Here is a 23,336-nt window from a genome sequence, read left to right as displayed (position 1 = left end):
ATTATATTTTATTAAAATATCTTTATTCTTTTATTATTTTTAAAAACTTTTCAATATGTATAAAAACAAATATTAAGACAATATTCTTTTCTCCTCAAATATACAGCTCTTATTTATATATAACATATCAGTTGCATAATAAAAAGAATAACTCTTTGCACTTATCATGCAAGAAATTATTCTTAATCATTTATATTATAAATCTTCACCATTAGAAGCAATCACTTTCTTATACCATTCATATGAATCTTTCTTGCTTCTTGCTAATGTTCCATGACCTTCGTTATCTCTATCCACATAGATAAAACCATAACGTTTCTTCATTTCTCCTGTTGTAAATGAAATACAGTCAATACATCCCCATGGTGTATAACCCATAAGGTCTACTCCATCTTCTTCAACAGCTTTTTTCATTTCTTTTATGTGTTCTCTTAAATAATCAATACGATATGGGTCATGACATGTTCCATCTGCTTCTTTTTGATCAATAGCACCAAATCCATTCTCTACAATAAATAATGGTTTTTCATATCTTTCATAGAAAATATTTAATGCATATCTCAACCCTTCTGGATCAATCGCCCATCCCCAGTCAGACTCTTTAATAAATGGATTTTTTACAGAATGTTCACTAGAACCATCTGTTGCCTTAGATACATCCTTATGAGCAGTTGAATCAACTGTATTTGTCATATAATAAGAAAACCCTATGTAGTCTACAGTCCCTTCTGATAAGATTTTCTTATCTTCTTCTGTAATATCAATATGGAATCCTTTTCTTTCAAACATTTTTAAAGCATATGCAGGGTAGTGTCCTCGACATTGAACATCACAGAAGAACCAACGATCATGCATCATTTGATTAGATAAAACCATATCTGCTGGTCTACAGCTATATGGATAAATTGGTACCATTGCTATCATATTTCCAATGAAAAAATCCGGATTGATTTCTTTACCAGCTTTTACAGCCAGTGCACTCGCAAGTAAAGTATGATGACCACAGATATACATAGCCTCTTCTGGATTATCATAATCTCCAAAATGAGCACCACTATTTGTCCAACCAAAAATATCATTTTTAAAATTCATTTGATTATTGATTTCATTAAAAGTCATCCAATATTTAACTTTATCTTTATACCTTGTAAAACAAACTTTTGCAAACTTTACAAAGAAATCAATTGTCTTTCTATTCATGAAACCACCATATTCTTTAGCAAGATGATAAGGCATTTCAAAATGCGATAATGTAATCACTGGTTCAATTCCATATTTCAATAATTCATCAAAAACATCATCATAGAACTTTAACCCTTCTTCATTAGGCTCACTTTCATCACCATTAGGGAAAATACGTGTCCATGCAATTGATGTTCTAAAACATTTAAATCCCATATCTGCAAACATTGCGATATCTTCTTTATAATGTCCATAAAAATCAATTCCAATATGATTTGGATAATAGTTTCCTTCTATCACACCATCTGTAATCACACGTGGTACACCATGTGCTCCAGCAGTCATTACATCAGCTACACTATATCCTTTAGAAGTATTGAGAACTCCACCTTCAAATTGATGAGCGGCTAAGGCTCCACCCCATAAAAAGTCTTTACTTAATGACATATAACTCCTCCTTCACTTTATACTCTTATTATACACAATTTTATTTTTGATTAAAATCAATTCCTTATTTTTCTTCTGTATTTATTTTTATAACAAATTAAAAATACCTAACTATAAAATCAATTTTACATTCAATTATTGCTCATTACACCTACCATATAACAAGAAAAGATAGATAAATTGTATTTATCTATCTCATCAATGAATTGATTTATAATGAGTATAAATATATTTCAAACTTACAACAGCAAGAATTCCATAGCCAATAAAAGAAAATAATATCTGTAATAGACCTTCTATGTTAGATACAAATTGTCCATGAAACAACAGAGGATATAAACTGATAAAATCTATAAAATGATAACCTCCATAAGCAAATAAAAGCGGTAATAAGAAAAGACATATACTCATAAATAAAGTTAATAAATGATTTCTGACTTTAATTCCTATAGCAAATATTCCTATAATTATAATGAACACCACATACACCTTTAATATTAGACTCATCATACATATCATTCCAATACTTACCCATGAAGGAAATAATAAAAAGTTCTGAATTGACATAGCCGGTGCAAGTAAAGAAGAAAAACCATAGGTTTGTTGCAATAAAACAAAGGGAGGTGTAAGAACAATTATTAAAAACAATATCCCAATACCAATTGATAAAGATAACTTAATATTAAGAATATAATGATTACCCCTATAAGATGTTTGAGTAATCTTATGCATTTGATTTTGATATTCATATGTTATGACTTGAGATAATCCTATAATTGTAAAGATACATAACAATAGAGTTGGCATAAAGAGCCAATTTATATCTATAAAATATTTTTGATAAGCAACAGGATAAACAAACTGTTTTTGTGGATTGTTTTGAATATCTTCATATTGCTCAAAAACTCTTTGGAAAACTTGTTCACCTCGTAATTGTTCATTAATTTGCTCTTGCATAGCATTAGCTTGCGTTTGAGTTAAAGACCCTTGCTCTCTCTTTTTGGAAATCGTCGCTAACTGTTGATTCAAATCTTGATAATGCTTTTGTTCTTGAAGTATCCATTGTTCTTTTTCATTTGTTAATGGTCCTTCTAGTCTTTTCATATATTGCTGATATATTTTTTCGTCATTATCCATATAAATTGAGATATGCTGATATTGATAACATTGGATCAAAATACATAATATGCACAATAAAAAAACTTTTTGTATAAAAAATATTTTATAACTTTCTTGTTTTATAAGTGATAATGATTGTGATTGAAAGTTTTTAAATTGTGGCAATTCAACAAGTTCTATATTCATATTTCTCTTATAATGATAAACAAATGTATCTATAATTATAAATATAATGAATAAACTTAACAATCCTATCAATATTAACATTTGCAATGATATCAGATTTTTAAAGCATGATACATTTCGATAAACCTGAAAGAAGGAGTCAGTTTGTAAAACAGAAATTAAATTAAAATATTTGAATAAGTATAAAGAATTTAAAGAAGGAATAAAAAGATATAAAAGATATTCAATAATAATTATAACTAGACTGATTATTATAGCAAATAATTTGTTCTTAGATAAGATAGCAATCAACAACATAATCAACCCAATAAAACTTGCTGCTAAACATTTCATTAAAATAAATAAACCTATAAACTGTTGAACACTCAAAGAAAAAGGACATTGAGAATACTGAGAAAGAGATTGTACACTTCTTGATAAATCACCTAATCCATAAATGACTGATGAATAAACTAACTGTCCAACCATCATCATTGTTGTAATAACTCCAACCATTATAATCATCACAAAACATTTTGCAAGCATGGTTGGATACTGACCTTGAGATGTTATTTTGATAATAGCAAACAGCTTTTTTTCCTTTTCTTCTAAAATCATAGATGAGACCAATACCATCATTGATAACATGATGAGAAAACTCGTCACAGGAAAAGACAAAGCAGATGTCACACCTTTCTCACTCTCATATATAAGAGGTGTATCTATGCGTGCTAAATAATCCTGAGCGGTTTTTTGGTTATTTTTTTGTTCAAAACTTCCATCTTTTTGAAATATAGAAATACTCGAAAGCGTCTTTGCTTTGTCTTGAATATTTTGAATATATAATGGATAATCATATAGTTTCTGAAATTCTTTTAAAATCTCTTCTAGAAATGTCACTTCACTTTCTAAATGGGAAGTATAAATAGGATCGTGATTCTCTTGATATAATTTTCCATATTTTTCTTCAACCTGAGGATTTTCATTTAAAATTGATTCAATTATATATTGATTGTCTTTTTCATTCATACGCAAATTTATCAATTGCTCTATAATTAAAAATCCATGATATGTTTCATATTTATCTTTTATGAATTGATATCTTTTGTCATTAGAAATAGTCTGCAATTCTGTTTGTAGCTGATGATAGGATGAGGGTGGAATCTGAGAGTCTAAATTTTGAGTATATGCAAAGATACCTATATTTAAAATACAAAGAATAATAAGAAATGCTATGAGATTTCTTTTTTGAAGAAACTTTATAAACTCAAATTTAATCAACTGTAACATCTTCATCATCTCCAAACAAATCCAGATAAACATCTTCTAATGAAGGTTGACAGTATTCTTCAAGGAGTTCATTCACACTCCCTGAATTGACAATTTCACCTTTTTTTAGAAAAATTATTTCCTTGGCAATAGTTTCAACATCTGACACAACATGCGTAGCAATTAATAATATATGATTATGTGACAATTTATCAAAAACATTTCTTAAAGAGACACGTTCTTTAGGGTCTAACCCTGCTGTTGGCTCATCAAACAAAAGAAGTAAAGGATTTCCTAATAAAGCTTGAGCAACTAATAATCTTTGCTTCATTCCACCTGAATAAGCACGACATTTCTTTGTTAAATGATCCTGCATATTGACTAGCTGTGCAACACGTTGCACCTCCTGTTGAATTTCTTTTTTTGGTATATCCTTAAGAAGCGCCATATATGTTAAAAATCTAAGTCCACTCATTTCTTCATAAAGTCCTTGCTGCTGTGGTGCATAACCCAAAATTTGATAATATGAATATCCTAATTTTGATATTTCTTGTTCATTCCATAGTATCTTTCCTGTTGTTGGTTTTAATTGTTGACAAAGCAGATTCATTAATGTTGATTTTCCAGAGCCATTTGGTCCTAACAATGCATAAATACCTTCTTTTAAATGAAAATTGACATGGTTTAAAGCTTGTACATTTTTATATGCTTTAGATAGATCTTTAACTTCTAACATTATGCACGCCTCTTTTTCGTTAATGTTTTTATTGGCTCATAATTCTTCTTATTGTTAAGAAAGTCATCCTTAGAAATTAAACCAACATATTCTTTCTGAGTTTCATATTGCATTGTCCCTGCCCATGTTTTTTCTTCCTTCCCCTCTCGATCATAAACAACTAACAATTGATCTTTTGTTTGCGCCAATATTTGTACAAATTCTTTTGGTGCTCTTGTAGACTGATTTAATTTTTCAAGTTTTGGATTTTCTAATGATATTTTATAAGTATCTATAAATTTATCTTTCCATTGTTCAATTATTGCATAATCATTAATAATCATTGAAAAGTTATATGTTGATCCTTTTGGTAAATCTATAATATGACTTATCTTTTCTGTTTCTAAATCAAGAATATATAATTGATTTTTCTCTATATAATAAATTTTATTTTGATAATAATTTCCAATTTCTTGATGATTGACTTGAACGGTTTTTGATTCTTTTGTATCTATATTATAGATTTCATAATTGACTTTTGCATTCATCATTAATTTATCATATTTTTTATAATTCTTTTCATCAAGATATTTCTGTGGATCTTCACTATAGCTCATTGTACTCATAATCAATTGACGACCTTCTCCACCTAAGATATTTTTATATTTCATATCAAACACTTTTGTTATATCACCTGTCTTTAAATTGATTGAGCATAAATTTTTATCAGTTGTGACTTGCATTGTTTCATTTAAATTGACTTCAACGTTTTGTGTTTTTGTGACAGGAATATATAATTCATCATCTGCAAAAATAAGATTATTTAATTCAAATTCATAGCCATCATCTAATCGACACAATTCTTTACGATTTTGTCCATCTAAATCCATCTGGACTATCCCAGGTCCTTTTTGTTCTCTTTCTCCTAAAGCATTCATGCCAAATCCCATTGTTTCTATCATATACAAGTGGTCACCATAAACAAGAATTTGATTCATCATAGAACTTCCACTCTCCAAATAGGCAGTACATGTTTCATCTTTATGTTGACATTCAGGCTTATTACATAAATAGACTTCTTGCTTTGAAGCATAATCATAATAACTAATATAACTCTTTTCTTCTTCATCCTTTAAAAAGTAGTAACCTTTTTTGGATGTATCTCCATTCCAGAATAAATACTTCCACTCTTTTAAAATTAAATCTCCTTTTTCTTTTTTCGTCTGGTTTGTTGTTGGTTGCGATTGAGGACTTTGACAACCTACCAACATTAAACCTAATAAGACTATAAATATTTTTTTCATTTTTCATCACCCAAAACTATTGTAAACAACAGATGTATCCAACTTGTAAAAAAGGAGTAACTTAATTTTGAGTTACTCCTCCATACAATAAAGGCCTAAGAACACCTAATAATGTGACATTAATATTGATATTATTTGTATCTACCCTTTTTTCAAATTCGCATGATATACGTAATTTTGCTTTATTTGATTCATAACCATATTGATTATAAACCCAATCATCAATATCATCTAATTCTAAATATTCAATCATTCTCCAAGCCATTGTTTTCATTTCATTATCACTCATAATAAGATTATCTTCCTGACTCATTGAAAAACCAATGATTTTATGAGTTTGAGGATCCATTTGATAATCAAATGATTTGAATGAATCCTGCCACATTCTCAAAACTTGTCTTAAATAATAAGCATTTTCATCATCAATTAAAGTTCCATAATCAGCAATATACTTCTCATCTTCATTTTCTAATAACTCATGGCTTAAAATTTTATGATTCATTAACTTTTCAATTTCTCCACTAAAGAGTGTTTGAAGCTGTAGCAACTTTTCTTGTTCTTTCACAGTGTATTCATCTTTTCTTTTAATGACATATTCTTGACTATTGGTTGATGAATTTTGATAAAACTTATAAATCCCTTCTATAACAGGATGTTCTTTTAGTATATCTTCAGTTTGGCTATTTTCTAGTGATATTTCTTTATTAATATCATAAAAGTCCTGAAAACCAACAATGATCATAGGAAAAGATAGTGAAATAATCAAAACAAAACTACCTATAACGCGCATTTTCTTCTTATTCATGGTCAATGACCTCCAACGTAAAACTAACTGTTGTTCCTAAATGTAATTCTGATTGAATAGAGAGTTCAGTTTGATGAGCGTCACAAATACGTTTAACAATTGTTAATCCAAGTCCAGCCCCACCCAGAGATCGCGAACGAGATTTATCTGCCATATAGAACGCTTCTGTAGCCTTTTTAACATCTTCTTGACTCATTCCCATTCCTTCATCAACAACTGAGACTACCACCTGATTATTTTCAAGATAAGTTTTCACTATAATTGTCTGTCCCTCTTGGCTCGCCTTCATAGCATTATCAATCAGATTTCTTAGTAAAGTAAATAATAAATCTGATTGCGATTTTACCCATAAATCTGTCTCTTCAAATCTTAATATATAATGAACATACTTTCCAAAATAATAATCGCTTAATTGCTTAAAAATAAGTTTTAAAGAAACTGGTTCCAATTGTATTTGATGATCTCCAACTGCTAATAAATCCATGAGCGTATAAGAAAGTTTCTCTAATCGCTTACCTTCTGTATAAATATATTGAGCAGCCTTTTGACGTGTTTCTTCATCACAATCACAAGTTCTTAATAAATCTGCAAATCCTAAAATCGCTGTCATGGGTGTTTTCACTTCATGAGAGAAACTTCCCATGAACTCTTCCTTCTGGATAACACTATCCTGTAATTGATGAATTTTTCTTTCATTCATTTCAGCCATTTCATCAAAACTTCTTGATAATTCACCAATTTCATCTTCGCTTTCAATTTGTGTACGTTCACTGTACTCTCCATCAGCAATACGCTGACTCACTGCATTTAATCTATGAATAGATTGAGTAAGATAAGAAGAAAGAAATTTGAGTATAGCATAAGCAATGCCAAAAAGAATAACACTAATAACTAAAAAATTTCCAATCTGTCTGTCTCTATCTTGATAAACAGAAGTCACATCATAACAAGAAGTTAAGTAATATACATTTTTTCCTGCATTGACTTTTGAAGTTACAAACATCTTATATTGTTGATTCAAATGTTTAAGAAAATATTTTTGTTCAAAATCCAATGAAATATATTGACGGTATTCATTATCAATATTGCTGTATAAGATTTCTTGATTAGAAAGTGATAAAGCATAGGTTTTTTGAACCTGTGATGTATAACGAAACTGTTCAAGATAATAAATAGCTCTGTCTATCATTTTAGATTGTTCCTGATGAGAATCTCTTGCATATTCTAATGAATCCTGAAATAATCTTGTCTCTAAAGAATAGACTTCTATTTCATGAGTAGATAAATTATGATTAATCGTTGTTTGAAGAAGGTTATGATGATTTTGATATATGAGTGCTGATGAACCTATAGAAAAAAGAATAGCCAAAGTCAGTAAACATGACCAGATAATTTTTTCAGCAAACTTCATTTGGAACCTCTAACATATAACCAATCTTGTAAACTGTTTTGATTTCTTCATGCCAACCCAACTTTTTACGTAATCTTTGGATATGTAAATCTAATGTTCTTGTTTGGTCAAAGTCTTCTTTCCAAACTTTTTGATAAAGGACATCTCGGTACAATGCCATATTTTTATTTCTAATTAAGAATAATAACAATTCATATTCCATATTGGTAATGTCTATCTTTTTTCCATTTTGAATAACACATCTTTTCTTTGTATCAACCTCTATATTTAAAACATGTATGATTTCAATTCCTTTATGATACCGTCTCAAAACACTTTCCACTCTTGCTATAAGTTCATCAATTGAAAATGGTTTTACCAAATAATCATCTGCCCCCATATGCAATCCTTTAACCCGATCTTTAATACTTCCTTTTGCAGTTATAAAAATAACTGGAATACTTTGTGGTTCAATATATTCCATCAATTCATAACCACTAATTTCAGGAAGCATAATATCTAATAAAATGAGATCATAAAAATGATTTTCAATCATATCTGCACCTATTTTCCCATTTGAAGCATAGTCACATTGATATCCTGCTCTTGTTAAATTCATCATTATTAAATCAGCAATAGGTCTTTCATCTTCTACAATTAATATCTGCATATCTCTCACCTCTTATCTATCTTATAAAAGAGTTGTATCATTATTGTATCACAACCTAGAGATAATAATGATATTTCTGATTTATTTTTTTATTATTTGAGATAAAAATTTCAAAACAGATATCTTTCATAATTACCACATCTCACCTTCAGATAGTTTCTTTCCCTCCTCAATAGTGTCATAGTCAGTCTATCTATCTGTAAATCTACTTACTAATATGAACTATCTGCTCAATCCTCTTTCACATCATAACCATAAAATAATCTTGCCATAACAGATGATGCTATTTGATGTACCTTCATTCCTACAGAATAAAAAAAACATGAATTAAGGAGAACCTGAAATTCATGTTTTTATACTTATTAATGACTTTGTTCTTTTTTATGTCTTAAACATACTACAATGATGAGTATTGATGTAACTAAAGAAAGCATTCCCACAAAATATGTTGAATCACTTGTGTTTGCACTTGATCCTTTTTGAGGTGTTGTTGAAGTTTGTTCCATACCTTCCTTTTTAAGATGTTCAAATGCTGTTTTCAATTGCTCCTCTGCTGACATAATTTGCTCAGCCGTGGCTTTTTCGTCTTTAAATACTGATTGAGCATTTATGAGAGCTTTCTTTAAATTTTTCCATGAAGACAACGTATAATCTTTTGCATTTAATGCTTCAACTTGTTTCATTAACTCTTGCAATGCTGTTTTATCAATACTACTTATTTTTAAATAATCAATAGCTTCACTTAATAAAGTTATTGCATTATTCACTTCTAATTGTGTTACTTCACCATTATTATAAATCTGTTTTGCTTTCTGTAATGCTGATTTGAATTCTTGAACAATTTTGGTATCCAATTTTTTTAATGTTTCTTCAGTGATTTTTTCAGCTTTAAGAATAATTGATTCTAATTGTGATTTATCAACCTTATGACCTATCTTTTTCACTAATCTTTGATATGCATTCTGTAACTCATTTAAACTCTTATCAATTTGTTCTTGAAGAGATGATTCATTATTCAAAAGATTTATAGCATCATCATAAGCATTTTTAAAATCTTTATAAGATTCTTCTGTGTAATCATCTTTTGACTTTAAAACATTCTTGATGTCACTACTTTCTATATATTGATATAAAAGTTCCTTATTCACAGGAATAATAAATTGAATTGTATATGTTTCTGTTGTTTGACCATCTTCAGATTTAACAATAATTTTCACTTCATTATTGTATAACGGAAGAATTGTTATTGCTTCATTATTAAGACTTTGAGCAACTATTGTTGGAATTTCAATATTTTTAAAAGGAGACTTTGAGCGATTCATATGTCTTAAATCAACAGTATAAGTTCTTGTATTGGCATCATATCCTTGATAACCAGCAAAATCTGTAATTTGAATGCCATTAAGTTTCAATTCATCTAACTGTGCACTCTTATTGGCTTGTACTGGCATGATATAATCATAAACTTCAATTTCTGTTAATCCTATGCATTTACCCACTTGTGGTGATTTTAACCATACTCTTAATTGACGAGTTGTAATTGGTTGAATAAATCCATATGGAGTATCCCCAGATGTAAATGGAACTTGTGTAATATGAGAAGATTCAATTTCTTTCCATGTTCCCGTCTCACTATCATAATATTCAAAACGAACATTGCTGTCACCTGGTAAAACACTATATTGATTATCTGTAAAATGCCAAAGCTTAACATTCTGCATTGTATATTCCTGTTGCCAATCTAACTGAATATAAGTATCAACAGGTGGATTTTCATCTCTCAAGCTCCAGTTTGTCCACCTTGCGCTTTCTCGGCTTGATTCAGTAGTCACACCATCATTTAATTCTGATAATGAATCATTAATTGCTATTGAAGTTGGATCACTTGGAACTCCATCAACCATTTTTCCATTTGTAAATACTGGTACATCATGATGATTCTTTGAAGCAATATTTTGAGATTCTGCTAGAGGAGGTGCAACTCTGACTGTCATTATAACTTCTTGGGTTGTATTCAAAATACTGACAGATCCCTTAATTGTTACAATTCCTTCATCTTTAAAGGCATCAACTGGAACTTCCCATTTGACAGGGAAAGATTCACTATAAGTCCCATTTTGATATAATCCTCTAACAGTTTGTGGTAAGGATGGTGTTACACCTGCATTTGTGACTATTGATTGATTTTCTACTGCCACAATATCGCCAATCACATGAACTGTTACACTTACAGTTGCATGATCTTCTTTCAATTGACCTGTTACAGTGAATTCACCTACTTTATTTAACAGATTTTCATCATACTTATTCCATTGAACACTTAACTCTTTCTTTTCACCATTATTATATGTCCCTATAACTTGTAATGGTAAAACAGGTGTCTCACTTAGACCTACATACAAGTTCTTGGCAATACGATAGCTTTGTAAATAAATATCACCTTCAACTGTATCTTTTCTTGTTTTTACAGTAATACTTGAACTCTTTAGACCATCTGCACTTGCAGTCAGAGTAAAATCACCTGCTTCTTTCGTTGATTGAACAATCACCAGCACCTTACCTGAAAATGCTTTTCTTGAATTACCTTTATAACTATCAGTATCTGCAGCATTCCCATTATCAACACCAACAATTTGACCATGCCCCTCAATACTAAAATGAATACGATGGTCTGCTCCAGAAACAATGTTATTGTTTACATCTTTAACATCAACTGTAATATAAGACAAACTGCTTCCATCTGCACTGATCTCTGTCTTATCACTATAAGTATCTAAATAAGTTGCAGCAGAATTTGTTGTCACTTGCTTTCTTCCGACTGTATCATCTATCAAATGACCATCCTTATCATATGCTTTAGCACTCAATGTTCCAGATTCCCAAGTCACATTAAAACTTGGATAAAACTCACCATTTGAAAAAGTTTGATATTTATAGCCTAAAGATGTTGTGTGTGGTGTGGCAGTATCTTCACCAATTTTTCTCCCATTCAAATACAGTTCGACTTTAGCAGCATTTGTAAAGACATCAACCTTGACTTTTCCATCACTTGTTTTCGTAATTTCATTATTGTTCCAAGTTGACATTAAATGTAAAGTTGTAGAATTTTCATCCCACATACTCTTATATAAATAATAAGTATCCTTCTTGAAACCAGCTGTATCTACAATTCCAAAATATGAAGACTTTGGTTTTGCGCCCTGACCACTTACACTTCCTGCACCCGTTCCATTCCATGGAGTTGGCTCTCCAATATAATCAAAACCTGTCCAAACAAACTCACCAGCATTAAAATCATTTTCAATCACAAATTGCCAAGCATCACTAGCAGAATGCCCCCAACCGACTTTTGCTTGATCATTATCATATTCAGACATCTGTAAAATATTATCATCTCTGCCCGCTGTACTATAAACACCTCGACTATGAACAGCACTTGCTGTTTCAGAACCATACAATGGCCAATCACTATATGTTGTATGCATTGCGTTTGTTTGATCATTATTGGCATAATTTAATCCAACAACTCCACCCGCTTCATATATTTTCTGATTTATTTGACTAATCATAGCACTAGGATCTGTATTTTTGCGATTGTCACCATTTGTGACAGGGCGAGTCATATCAACTTCCTGAACCCATTGAATAAGCTCATCAACTAAATCAACATAATGTGATGTTGAACCAGATGTCCCTTCATCAATCTCATTTCCTAATGACCACATGATAACACTAGGATCATTCTTACAACTATTAATCATAGCTTTGATATCAAATTCAGCCCATTTCATACCATTTTCACCATTGATAATTTGATTATTGTCATCAATAGTCTGATTAAAATAAGCACCATAGTCATTAACATTCCCATTTTTATACTCTGTCCAGCCATCAAAAGCTTCATTAATAACCAAAATACCATACTCATTACATACATCTATCAATGAAGATGCAGCAGGATTGTGTGTAACACGAATGGAATTACATCCCATTTCTTTTAATATTTTTATTTGGCGTTCAATCGCATCACGATTAGCAACAGCGCCCAACGCACCCTGATCGTGGTGCATACATACACCTTTTAATTTCATATTCTTTCCATTTAATGAAAATCCATTATTTTTATCAAAATTAAAATATCTAAAACCATAATCAGTATGATATGTATCTATAATCTCTTCACCATCAAGAATCTCAGTTTTCATTGTATATAAATACCTATTTTCAACTGACCATAATTGAGGTTTATCCACTAAGACTTCTTGCTTGATATCTTTTGTACTCTTTGCTGATAGTTGAACTTCCTGACTTGCTACACGACTGGCTATATTTCCTTGTTGATCTCGTAAAGTATTTTTAATTGTTACTGTTTTTGGTACATCATTATTATTTTCAACTTTCGCAATAACATCCATCTTAACAACACTATCCTTTGTGTTTTCTAGATCTTTTGCAATTAATTGAGTTCCATTATAGCCAACATGAACTTTATTTGTAACAGTTAACTGAACATCACGATAAATACCACTCCCTGAATACCAACGGCTACTTGGAATTTTATTATTTGTTTTCACAACGATTACATTTTCAGTTTTCCCATCACAAATCAATCCATCTGTAATATCAAATGCAAATGCAGTATAACCATAAGGATGCACACCTAACTTTTTCCCATTAAGATAAACTTCAGCATTCATATATGCTCCATCAAATTCAATAACTAATTGTTTTTCCTGATATTTTTCTGGAACAACAAATGTTTTACGATACCAACCAATTCCACCAGGTAAAAATCCACTTTCGGCTTCACCATTGGTTGTAAAATTCTGATCAATACTATAATCATGTGGTAAATTGACTGTATCCCAAGACGAATCATTAAAATCCTGTTTTTGTGCATCGGATATATCCCCACGATGAAACTTCCAATTTTCATTAAATAAAGTTGTTCGTTCTCCATCACCGATAAGATCAACATAAACATCTTCTGGATGAGATTGACTGATTCGAGTATTTTCTTGTGCTAAAACATCAATAGGTAGTGATGTTAATAAGAGTGATGCAGTGGCTATAGCACAAATTTTTTGATTCCATTTCCCTTTCATAATTGCCTCCTTTTTTCATAGAGGATGTACTATTATGATTATTTGAATACATAAAAAGACCTAATGGCTTGATGTAATAATATACATTCAAGTCATTAGGTCTTGCCTAATCAAATAGTAACAATCCTACTGTACTATCAGTATAATTGTTTAAGTAAATTATGTCAATATTTTTACTAATTATTATTAATATTTTAGTGAATAAGTATTTATTGAAACTGTTCCCTTTTTACTCTCTTTAATACCTCAATAGCAGTTAAGCCTGTTAAAATTCCTGTTGGAATAGAAGCTGCCAACATAACAAATATATATGGCATTAAAGCAGCTGAAGAAATCACAAAAGATATCACAAACATTTGTCCAATATTATGGCATATAGCAGCAATAATTGATACAGATACCAGAGGTAGCTTTGTATATCTTTTTAAAAGTGCTAAAACAACACTGCTCAAAAAGACACCGCCACAACTCATTAAAAAGGTATAATGCATGAGTGTTCCAGTTAGAAGACCAGAAATAATAACACGGAAAAAATTGACAACAAACATTTCCTTTGTCCCATAAATATCTACAACAAGTAAAGCTACAATATTGGCAATTCCTAACTTAACTCCCAATGGGAGTGGAGAAGACAGATAATGATCTACAGTATGTAAAATAATTGCAAGGGCACTTAACAATGCCAGATATACAATTTTTTTTGTTTTCTTATGTCCCATAATAATCCTTTCTATTTAATATAATCCAAAGCACGTTGTCGTAAGATAGTGTATTGTTTATGTGTCTTTTGATCCTGTGGATTCAATCTATCAAAAGAGCGATGAACCCAATTGTTTTCTTGAATATATTGTAAACTTTGTGGAAAATGCAAATCAAAGATAAATGCAATATAAGATAACCACATATCTAAACGTGTTTTTCGATAAGGTGCATAAATAAGTTCTTGATTATAGAATTGTTTATATATTTCTGGTGATATTTTTTCTTGGTTAACGACTTCAGCAGATGCATAGAGTGTATTTTCAATATCTTCTTCCTCTTTAACTCTAAAATTATCTAATTTATCAGCATCTCTAATCAAATGAATGAACAATAAAGTTCTTTCATCAAACCCTTCATCTATTTTATATTTATTATGCTGTTCAATAGCTGCTTTGATAAGATCATCATATTGATGATCTTCAATAAAGGTTCTTATAAAACCTTCATCAAATAGCAGTTGACTTGAAAACATTGCGTGATCAATCGTTTTATAATCAGCAAAGCTTTCATATTTCACCCATTGTTCAAAACGTCCAATATCATGTAATAAAGCAATTAAAGCGGCTAACTCTTTATCTTCCTGATTCCATTTTAATTGTTTACAAAGATAATCACTACATTTCATAACTTCATATGTATGAATAATTTTCAAACGAATAGATGGAATATTTGTATCATAATGAGAGACATAATTTTTAAATGCCAATCTTGCTTTTTGAAGATCAATCATGATGAATAGCCTCCAATAAAACTTGCATATCAATAACATTCATTTGACCTGGTGCAGATATTTTACCAGCACTTGCAAAAGTCATAGATGAACCTGTTAATTCACCTGTAATTCTAGAAATCACGCCAATTTTCCCCATAGCCATTGTAACTATTGGTCTTTCTAATTTATGAGACATTTCTAATGTCATATTTAATAATGTTATAACATCTTTATAAGTTATTGGCATAACAGCTAATTTACAAATATCTGCTCCTAGAATTTCCATTTGTTCTAATCTATTCATCATATCAGAAAAACAAGGTGTCTTATCAAAATCATGATTAGACATCACGACTTTGATATCATTTTGATGAGCAATTTCTACAAGTTGAAAGACCAAAGTATTCCCACTCATCAATTCAATATCAATTAAATCTATACACTGACTCTCACATGCCTGCTTTACAAATGTTTGATATTCTTCATCACTCAATTGCATCTGTCCTCCCTCACGAGAAGAACGATATGTTAGTAAAATAGGTAAATCTGTCATTGATCTTAATTTCTGTAGAACACTTTTTAAGCTACTGCTATTTCTTATCTCCTGATAAAAATCTATCCTCAATTCAATAACATCATATGGCAAGCCTTGAAATGATTGAAATTGCTGAATAATCTCCTTTTCATTTTTCCCTACAATAGGCAGACAAACTTTTGGCTTTCCTTCACCAATATGAATACCTCTGACTGTACAAACTTTCATACTATACCTCCTGATGACACGTTTTCAAAAAAAGCTGAATTTCTTTGATTGTCTGTTGAAAAGAATCTCTAAGTAAAAAATGATTCCCCTGTTTAATAATTTTCACAACACAATAGGGAAGTGACTTTCCAATCATCAATGTATCATCTTGTTTTATCATATCATATTCTCCTGCCATCACCAAGACAGGAATATGAATCTTTTGCAGATCCTTATAATTCAATTGAGGTTGCTTTTGCATCAATCTAATAAGTTGAAAAGTTCTTCTCGCTTTTGAATTGTAAAGACAAAAAGGCATTAAACAAATAAGCATAACATAATCATAAAAACGATAAAATGGTTTAATCATACATGGTTTTGTATTTGCTCCAATAGAAACAATATGCTTTAATCTTTGATCAGATAATCCTAACAATAAAGAAACAATGGCTCCATCACTAAAACCAATAACATCATACGCTTCAATATGTAAGTGTGTCATAACTGCTTGAACATCTTCACACATTTGCTGATATGATAAATCACCTTTATGAATAGATTGTCCATGGTAACGAGAATCAATGAGAATACACTGGTATTCTTTTGCTAAGAGTTTGACTGCCTCATCAAAAACATGATGATCTTCATTATTTCCATGTAACAAGACAAGTGGAAATCCTTCACCGATAATTTCATAATAGATATCCATGTTTAACACCTCCTTGTCTTATTATACCTTTTTCAAATAATGAAATAAATAATTACTTCGTATGTAAATAATAGTAAATTTGTGAAATACCATAAATACCACCACAAATCATTATATAATAAATAAAATAATGACTTTGAAGTCCACCAGACAATATTATCAATGAACCTATTGTTGCAAATACAGGACAAATAACACCCTTAAATAAACTTTTGATCTGTTTTTGTTTATAGAGACAATAAACTTGATAATATAATACAATATATAGCATATATGCAATAGAAATAGCAATTTCTGATATATCGCTATTAGGAATAATTGAAAACTTCGTACAAATGTAATGCACAATCATCCAAAATGCACAAATCAAGAAAGCAAATAAAGCAGAAGATACAGGAATATCTAACTGTGAATGAACCTTTTTGAGTTGTTTTGAAAATGGAATCATACCCTTACGCATTGCCAAAGAATATGGCATACGCATAAAACCAGTAATTAATCCATTGACAGTTCCCATAACTGATACAATTACAAAAACAACAATAAGTTTGGCAAAAGTGCCTCCTAATAATTGACTCGCCGCTACACTGACATGAGCATCTCCCAAGGCTATGACCTGATCAACACCAACATAACTAGAAATCCCTACAAAATAAAGTGTATAGATAGTTAAAATAAGTAATGGTGCAATTGTTAATGCTTTAGGCATTGTCTGCTTCGCATTCTTGACTTCATGTGAAAGGGATGTAGCCACAATCCATCCATCATAAGAATAAGCAATGGGTCCTAGGGCCATAAGCCAGCCTGTGCTTAAAATAGCGCTTTGTGAAGTCTCAGCAAGACCCTGAATAGGATCACCATAAACAATTCCTAATATGCCTAATAAAAATAATGGCAACATTTTAACAAATGTAGAAATATCCTGAAAAATAGCACCAAAACGTGGAAGAAAAACATTATATAGAAAACAAATAATAATAAATCCAAATCCTATAAGGACTTGAAATTCTAAGGTTGCTTGTAAATGAAATAAGATATCTATATAAATCCCTATAACCCAAGCCACAACAACGACAATAGTAGGAAAATAGATAAAAATCAAAAACCAGCCAAATCCACATGCTGTTTGATTATTTACAAATTCCTGTGCATATGCTATTAATCCACCTGGTTCATTTGTTCTTGCAGCAAGTTCACTCATTGTCAAGCTTCCAAATATAATCGCAATAGCTGCTAAACCAAACAACAAAACACCCAAGAGAATACTCCCTTGAGTTGCTATCAAGATATTATCACTTTTAAAAAAGATACCCGATCCTATACATGTTCCAACAATCATTGTAATTGCGGTTAATAAACTATATTTCTCATGTTTGTTTTTTTTCATCAAATCTTCCTTTACATTATGTTTAACAATTCTATCATGTCTCATTCATAATCACAACTTATATGTCAAAAAAAAAGAGATGAACTCATCTCTTAATTATAATCATCTTCAACTAATCCGTCGTCTTCTTCCTCTTCAGGAGTCTCTTCTTCATCTGCATAGATATCATTCATATCAATATGCACTTCATCAAATTTATGACGGCTTCTTAAATCCCAATGATTTTCACCCACTGTTATTAAGCGACCATCTAATGTAATATTTGTGTAGAATAAAGATTCATTTTCATCTTTATCTGCTTCACTAAATCCTTTGATTTCTGAAACCTCCTGCCATAACTTATAGAAATCAACAGGTTTTTTCTTTTTCTTCATCAAATCAAACGCAATATCAACCATTGAACTTTGTTTATAATCAATCATAGTATCCTCCTACATTTTTTCAGGTGCACTTACACCAATTAAATTTAATGCATTTTTTAATGTAATTTGTGTTGCTCTTACAAGAGATAATCTTTGTGAAGATAACTCTCTATTTGCTTCATCAATAACATAACAATCATTATAGAACGAATGGAACAATTGAGCAAGTCTTTGAATATAATTTGCAATTTTATGTGGCGCTCTTTGTTTTGCACTTTCTACTATTTCATTTCTAAACTCATTAATATGTTTTACCAATTCTATTTCTTTAGGGTGTGTCAATAATTCATAATGATCAGCCACCTCAATACCAACAGTCTGTGCCTGTCTTTCAATAGAGCACATTCTTGCATGAGCATACTGTGCATAATAAACTGGATTGTCATTTGATTTCGATTTTGCTAAACCTAAATCAAAATCAAATGGTGAACTGGCAGCTTTTGATACAAAGAAATAACGTGATGCATCTACACCAATATCATCAATTAAATCTTTAATAGTGACTGCATTTCCAGTACGCTTACTCATTTTCACAACTTCACCATTTTCAACCATACGTACCATTTGCATAATGTCAATATTTAATTGATCAGCATTATATCCTAATGCTTGAATAGCTGCTTTCATACGATTAATATAACCATGATGGTCAGCTCCAAGTAAGTCTACTAAATACTCATATCCTCTATCTAACTTGTTTAAATGATATGCAATATCTGGTGTTAAATATGTATAACTTCCATCAGATTTAATTAAAACACGGTCTTTATCATCATCAAACTCAGTTGATTTAAACCATAAAGCCCCTTCTGCTTCATACGTATAGCCTTGATCTTTTAATCTTTGAATCGTTGGTTCAATCTTATTTTCAGCATATAAAGATGTTTCACTAAACCAAACATCATGAACAACTCTAAATTCTTTTAATATATCTTTAATCTTTTGTAATTCATGTTCAGTTCCAATACTTCTAAAATAAGCAATAGCTTCTTTTTCATCAACATGAGCAAACTTATCACCATACTCATTTTTAATGCTTTCAGCAATTTGAATGATATCTTTTCCATAGTATCCATCTTCTGGAAGTTGTCTTTCTTGTCCCAAGGCTTGAAGATATCTTGCATATAATGATAACGCTAAATTTGTAATCTGATTTCCAGCATCATTGATATAATACTCTTTTGTCACATCATAGCCTGCTGCATTCATAATACGACAAATACTATCACCAACAGCTGCCCCTTTCGCATGACCCAAGTGTAAATCACCAGTTGGATTTGCTGATACAAATTCAATATTGTATTTTATACCTTTTCCAAAATCACTTTGTCCATAGTGATCCTGCTCAACTAAAACTTCTTTAATTATAGAAGTCATTGCATCTTTTCTTAAAAATAAATTTATAAATCCTGGTCCCGCAATTTCTACATGATCAATATTTCCAGCATCTTTGTTCATTGTTTCAATAATTCCTTGTGCAATCTCTCTTGGATTTCTTTTTAAAATCTTTGTTAATTGCATTGCAATATTACTTGAATAATCACCATGTGTTTTGTCTTTTGGGATTTCAATGACTATTTGATCAAGATTATAATCTTCTACAAAATCCAAATCAATAATTGCTTGTTTTAAGACCTTCTTTAATGAAAGTTCTATTTTATTAACAGCCATAGTATCCTCCTTTTATCAATTATCATACTTTTAATACAATATCATATTTACCGATATAGTCAACATTTTTCTTACATTTATCATACTATAATGATTAACTTTTACAACTCAGACACTGTCATCTAGAACTGAGTTATCGATGTCTCATAAGGTTTCGTTTCAGTATCTATTCTAACCTCTAGCAACGCTATCTGGACCATGCCCTAATCTATGTTTTTTATAACACCAATATATAGACCGATTTTATGAAAATCATCACTATATTCCTATCTTGATGATGTATTGTGTCACATTGTTATTCCCTAACTTTTAAATTCTTTACTTCATCATAATTCATTTCTAATTTTTTAAAGTTACTGATTGAAAACATATGAAAGTGAAAAAGAAGATAATTGCTAAACCAATTCCAACATAAAACATTGAATATACTAATCCAATACTCGTCTGAATACTGAATACACCTGTCATAAACATTATATGCCAAGTCATAAAATAATAGATTTCCATAATAATAAGTATAAAACTACCAGCCAAAGAGAAAATCAAACTATTTTTATAATTATTTATCCAAATACCAGCAAATAAACACACAAGAGAAATAATTGTTATAGGATTCATAAGTATTATTGTACCATATGTTTCGTCCAGACCCAAACCACTTTGTAAACATAGAAACTATACAGGCAATACCAAAAACTGTTAATCTTTTCTTTATTTTATTATCTATTTCAATAACCACCTCTACAATAACTTTCATAAATTAAAAACATTTATAAAGTATTCATATACAAATTTTATGAGACTCATTTATGAGACTCATATTAAAAATTGTATACTGTTAACTATCAACCAGTTACATTAAAGGGGCAAATAATCTTAAAATAGCTTCATATAAACCTCTAAATCTTCGACTCTTTTTTTGATCTATTTTTTGACTCAATGAAAGTGTTTCCTGGAAATCTTTTTCAATATCTTGAATTGTTGAAGTTTGATACAATAAAACATTACATTCAAAATGTAAATAAAGACTTCGATAATCAAAATTGATTGTTCCTACAGTTGCAATTTTGTGATCACATAACACCATTTTGGCATGCAAAAAACCAGGTTTATATTCATAAAATTCTACTCCTTCATAAATGAGAGAATAATAATAAGAACGTGTGACTTTATAAACATTTTTCTTATCTGGAATTCCTGGTGTAATAATCTTTACACTTACACCCTTTTTACATGCGAGAATAAGTGCTTTCATCATAGCATCATCAATAATAAAATATGGTGTCATTATTAAGATTTCTTCCTGAGCACAATTGATTAAATTCATATATATATTTTCACCAGTGCGTTCTTCATCCAAAGGAGAATCACCATAAGCAACAACGTATCCATCAAATGGATAATGATTATGATGATAGATATCAGGCATATATTGTGTAAATGTTTTATCATCATGACGATAAGCATTCCAAGTAGACAAAAACATTGTTGTCAAATTCCAAACACCATCACCCTCTAAACGTATTCCTGTATCTTTCCAATGACCAAAACGAACTTTTGCATTGATATATTCATCTGCTAGATTAAATCCTCCACTGTAACCAATATAACCATCAATCACACAAATTTTACGATGATCACGATGATTCATAGCAACTGAAACAATAGGTACAAAAGGATTAAAAACAACACATTGAATACCATATTCTTCTAATTGTTTTTCAAAATGATAAGGAACAGTTGTTAAACTTCCAACATCATCATAAATAAAACGGACTTCAATACCTTCTTTCACTTTTTGTTTTAATAATTTGAGTATTGTCTCAAACATTAATCCTTCTGCAACAATAAAGTATTCCATAAAAATAAAGTGTTTTGCATTTTTTATATCTTTTAACAAATCACAATAATTATAATCACCTAATGAATAATATTTTGTTATTGTATTCTGATAAGTCCCAAACCCTAGATCAGATAAATATGTAAATCCATGAGTCTTTCCATCATTCATTTCATATGCAATATCTTGTGGCATTATCATAACCGGCTCAATTTCATCAAGGACTGGCTGTAATTTTTTACGAATGACACGGGAAGGTTTTTTATTTCCAATTGATAAATAAAGCAATCCTCCAAAGACTGGAAACACAAGAATAAGAATAATCCATGAAATCTTATATGCTGATGTTTCATCTTTACTGACAAGCCATAATACAACAGCAGAACTCATAATAAACATCAATGGTCTTAACCATACATAAGATTTAAGTAATGAGGACGTAAAAAAACCTAACCATAAAACTTGTAATAAAATTAAAACTCCAAATATAAACATTCTATTTAGACATATCTTTAATATTTTCATAGTTCCTCCTGGAAACTATATGGAATCATTGTTATTAAGATATAAGCTGTTGATATAAGACCATTCTGGTCATATAAATCATATTTCATTTTTATGCGATCTTCATTAGCCTCGAATTTTAATAACTTTGTTTTTAAAGGAACCAAGCCATAAGGAAGTTGATATTGATTCCAAACTTCCTTATCAAAATCAAATTTCAACATAGATATGCCATGTTTTAAAATAATTCCTTCTTTTCCATATGTTATTTCAATTGTTCCCTCTTTTGTGTCAAAACTGAGTTGTGTCTTTTGACCTACATGAAGAATACCTTTAGATTTGTATTCTATAGTTTCACTTTGCCCATCTTGTTTAAAAATAGACTTATAGTGGATATTTTTTGTTTGATACATTTT

Annotated in this window: 18 protein-coding genes; all 18 read right to left on the bottom strand. The window is 30.2% G+C overall.

The window, feature by feature from the left end; translation table 11 throughout:
- Positions 1-195: 195 nt before the first annotated feature.
- The 18 genes from GQF29_RS12185 to GQF29_RS12100 all read right to left on the bottom strand — a co-directional run bounded on the left by GQF29_RS12185 (position 196) and on the right by GQF29_RS12100 (position 23,333).
- Positions 196-1,629 (bottom strand): 6-phospho-beta-glucosidase, encoded by a 1,434-nt coding sequence (locus GQF29_RS12185; protein WP_008787609.1) that lies wholly within the window; start codon positions 1,627-1,629, stop codon positions 196-198.
- Positions 1,630-1,827: 198 nt separating this feature from the next.
- Entirely contained in the window at positions 1,828-4,203 is a 2,376-nt protein-coding gene (locus GQF29_RS12180; protein WP_017143884.1) for a hypothetical protein, read from the bottom strand.
- Complete coding sequence (locus tag GQF29_RS12175) at positions 4,187-4,918, bottom strand: ABC transporter ATP-binding protein (protein WP_008787606.1); 732 nt, start codon at positions 4,916-4,918, stop codon at positions 4,187-4,189. The genes GQF29_RS12180 and GQF29_RS12175 overlap by 17 nt, the downstream gene beginning before the upstream one ends.
- Positions 4,918-6,201: a hypothetical protein gene (locus tag GQF29_RS12170; RefSeq protein WP_008787605.1), complete on the bottom strand. Its 1,284-nt coding sequence runs from the start codon at positions 6,199-6,201 to the stop codon at positions 4,918-4,920. Before GQF29_RS12170 ends, GQF29_RS12175 begins: the two co-directional genes overlap by 1 nt.
- Positions 6,202-6,262: 61 nt before the next feature.
- Positions 6,263-7,006: a hypothetical protein gene (locus tag GQF29_RS12165; protein WP_008787604.1), complete on the bottom strand. Its 744-nt coding sequence runs from the start codon at positions 7,004-7,006 to the stop codon at positions 6,263-6,265.
- Positions 6,999-8,417: a sensor histidine kinase gene (locus GQF29_RS12160; protein ID WP_008787603.1), complete on the bottom strand. Its 1,419-nt coding sequence runs from the start codon at positions 8,415-8,417 to the stop codon at positions 6,999-7,001. The genes GQF29_RS12165 and GQF29_RS12160 overlap by 8 nt, the downstream gene beginning before the upstream one ends.
- Positions 8,404-9,066 (bottom strand): response regulator transcription factor, encoded by a 663-nt coding sequence (locus tag GQF29_RS12155; protein WP_008787602.1) that lies wholly within the window; start codon positions 9,064-9,066, stop codon positions 8,404-8,406. Before GQF29_RS12155 ends, GQF29_RS12160 begins: the two co-directional genes overlap by 14 nt.
- A gap of 362 nt (positions 9,067-9,428) precedes the next feature.
- Positions 9,429-14,171 (bottom strand): glycoside hydrolase family 2 TIM barrel-domain containing protein, encoded by a 4,743-nt coding sequence (locus GQF29_RS12150; protein WP_008787601.1) that lies wholly within the window; start codon positions 14,169-14,171, stop codon positions 9,429-9,431.
- 209 nt (positions 14,172-14,380) lie between these two features.
- Positions 14,381-14,890 carry a Gx transporter family protein gene (locus tag GQF29_RS12145; protein ID WP_008787600.1) on the bottom strand — a complete coding sequence of 170 codons (510 nt, stop codon included), beginning with the start codon at positions 14,888-14,890 and terminating at the stop codon, positions 14,381-14,383.
- An 11-nt stretch (positions 14,891-14,901) separates the two neighbouring features.
- Positions 14,902-15,663: an HD domain-containing protein gene (locus tag GQF29_RS12140; RefSeq protein WP_008787599.1), complete on the bottom strand. Its 762-nt coding sequence runs from the start codon at positions 15,661-15,663 to the stop codon at positions 14,902-14,904.
- The gene (gene aroD / locus GQF29_RS12135; RefSeq protein ID WP_008787598.1) at positions 15,656-16,408 is read right to left on the bottom strand and encodes a type I 3-dehydroquinate dehydratase; all 753 of its coding nucleotides are present in this window, start codon (positions 16,406-16,408) and stop codon (positions 15,656-15,658) included. The genes GQF29_RS12140 and aroD overlap by 8 nt, the downstream gene beginning before the upstream one ends.
- A gap of 1 nt (position 16,409) precedes the next feature.
- Positions 16,410-17,096, bottom strand: coding sequence for an alpha/beta fold hydrolase (locus tag GQF29_RS12130; RefSeq protein ID WP_017143885.1), 687 nt, complete (start codon positions 17,094-17,096; stop codon positions 16,410-16,412).
- Positions 17,097-17,148: 52 nt separating this feature from the next.
- A complete protein-coding gene (locus GQF29_RS12125) occupies positions 17,149-18,483 on the bottom strand; it encodes an APC family permease (protein ID WP_017143886.1) in 1,335 nt (444 codons plus the stop codon).
- Between the two features lie 92 nt (positions 18,484-18,575).
- Positions 18,576-18,905 (bottom strand): DNA-directed RNA polymerase subunit delta, encoded by a 330-nt coding sequence (gene rpoE, locus GQF29_RS12120; protein ID WP_008787595.1) that lies wholly within the window; start codon positions 18,903-18,905, stop codon positions 18,576-18,578.
- 9 nt (positions 18,906-18,914) lie between these two features.
- Entirely contained in the window at positions 18,915-20,576 is a 1,662-nt protein-coding gene (argS, locus tag GQF29_RS12115) for an arginine--tRNA ligase (RefSeq protein ID WP_008787594.1), read from the bottom strand.
- Positions 20,577-20,915: 339 nt separating this feature from the next.
- Positions 20,916-21,194: a hypothetical protein gene (locus tag GQF29_RS12110; protein ID WP_008787593.1), complete on the bottom strand. Its 279-nt coding sequence runs from the start codon at positions 21,192-21,194 to the stop codon at positions 20,916-20,918.
- Between the two features lie 235 nt (positions 21,195-21,429).
- Positions 21,430-22,941 carry a cardiolipin synthase gene (gene cls, locus GQF29_RS12105; RefSeq protein ID WP_008787592.1) on the bottom strand — a complete coding sequence of 504 codons (1,512 nt, stop codon included), beginning with the start codon at positions 22,939-22,941 and terminating at the stop codon, positions 21,430-21,432.
- Positions 22,938-23,333 (bottom strand): DUF1934 family protein, encoded by a 396-nt coding sequence (locus GQF29_RS12100; RefSeq protein ID WP_017143888.1) that lies wholly within the window; start codon positions 23,331-23,333, stop codon positions 22,938-22,940. The genes cls and GQF29_RS12100 overlap by 4 nt, the downstream gene beginning before the upstream one ends.
- Positions 23,334-23,336: the final 3 nt, after the last annotated feature.

Origin of the sequence: Coprobacillus cateniformis (genome assembly GCF_009767585.1) — a bacterium.
Lineage (GTDB): Bacteria > Bacillota_I > Bacilli_A > Erysipelotrichales > Coprobacillaceae > Coprobacillus > Coprobacillus cateniformis.
Note: the sequence above shows the minus strand (reverse complement) of the source record. Positions and strands in the feature narration are given on the sequence as shown.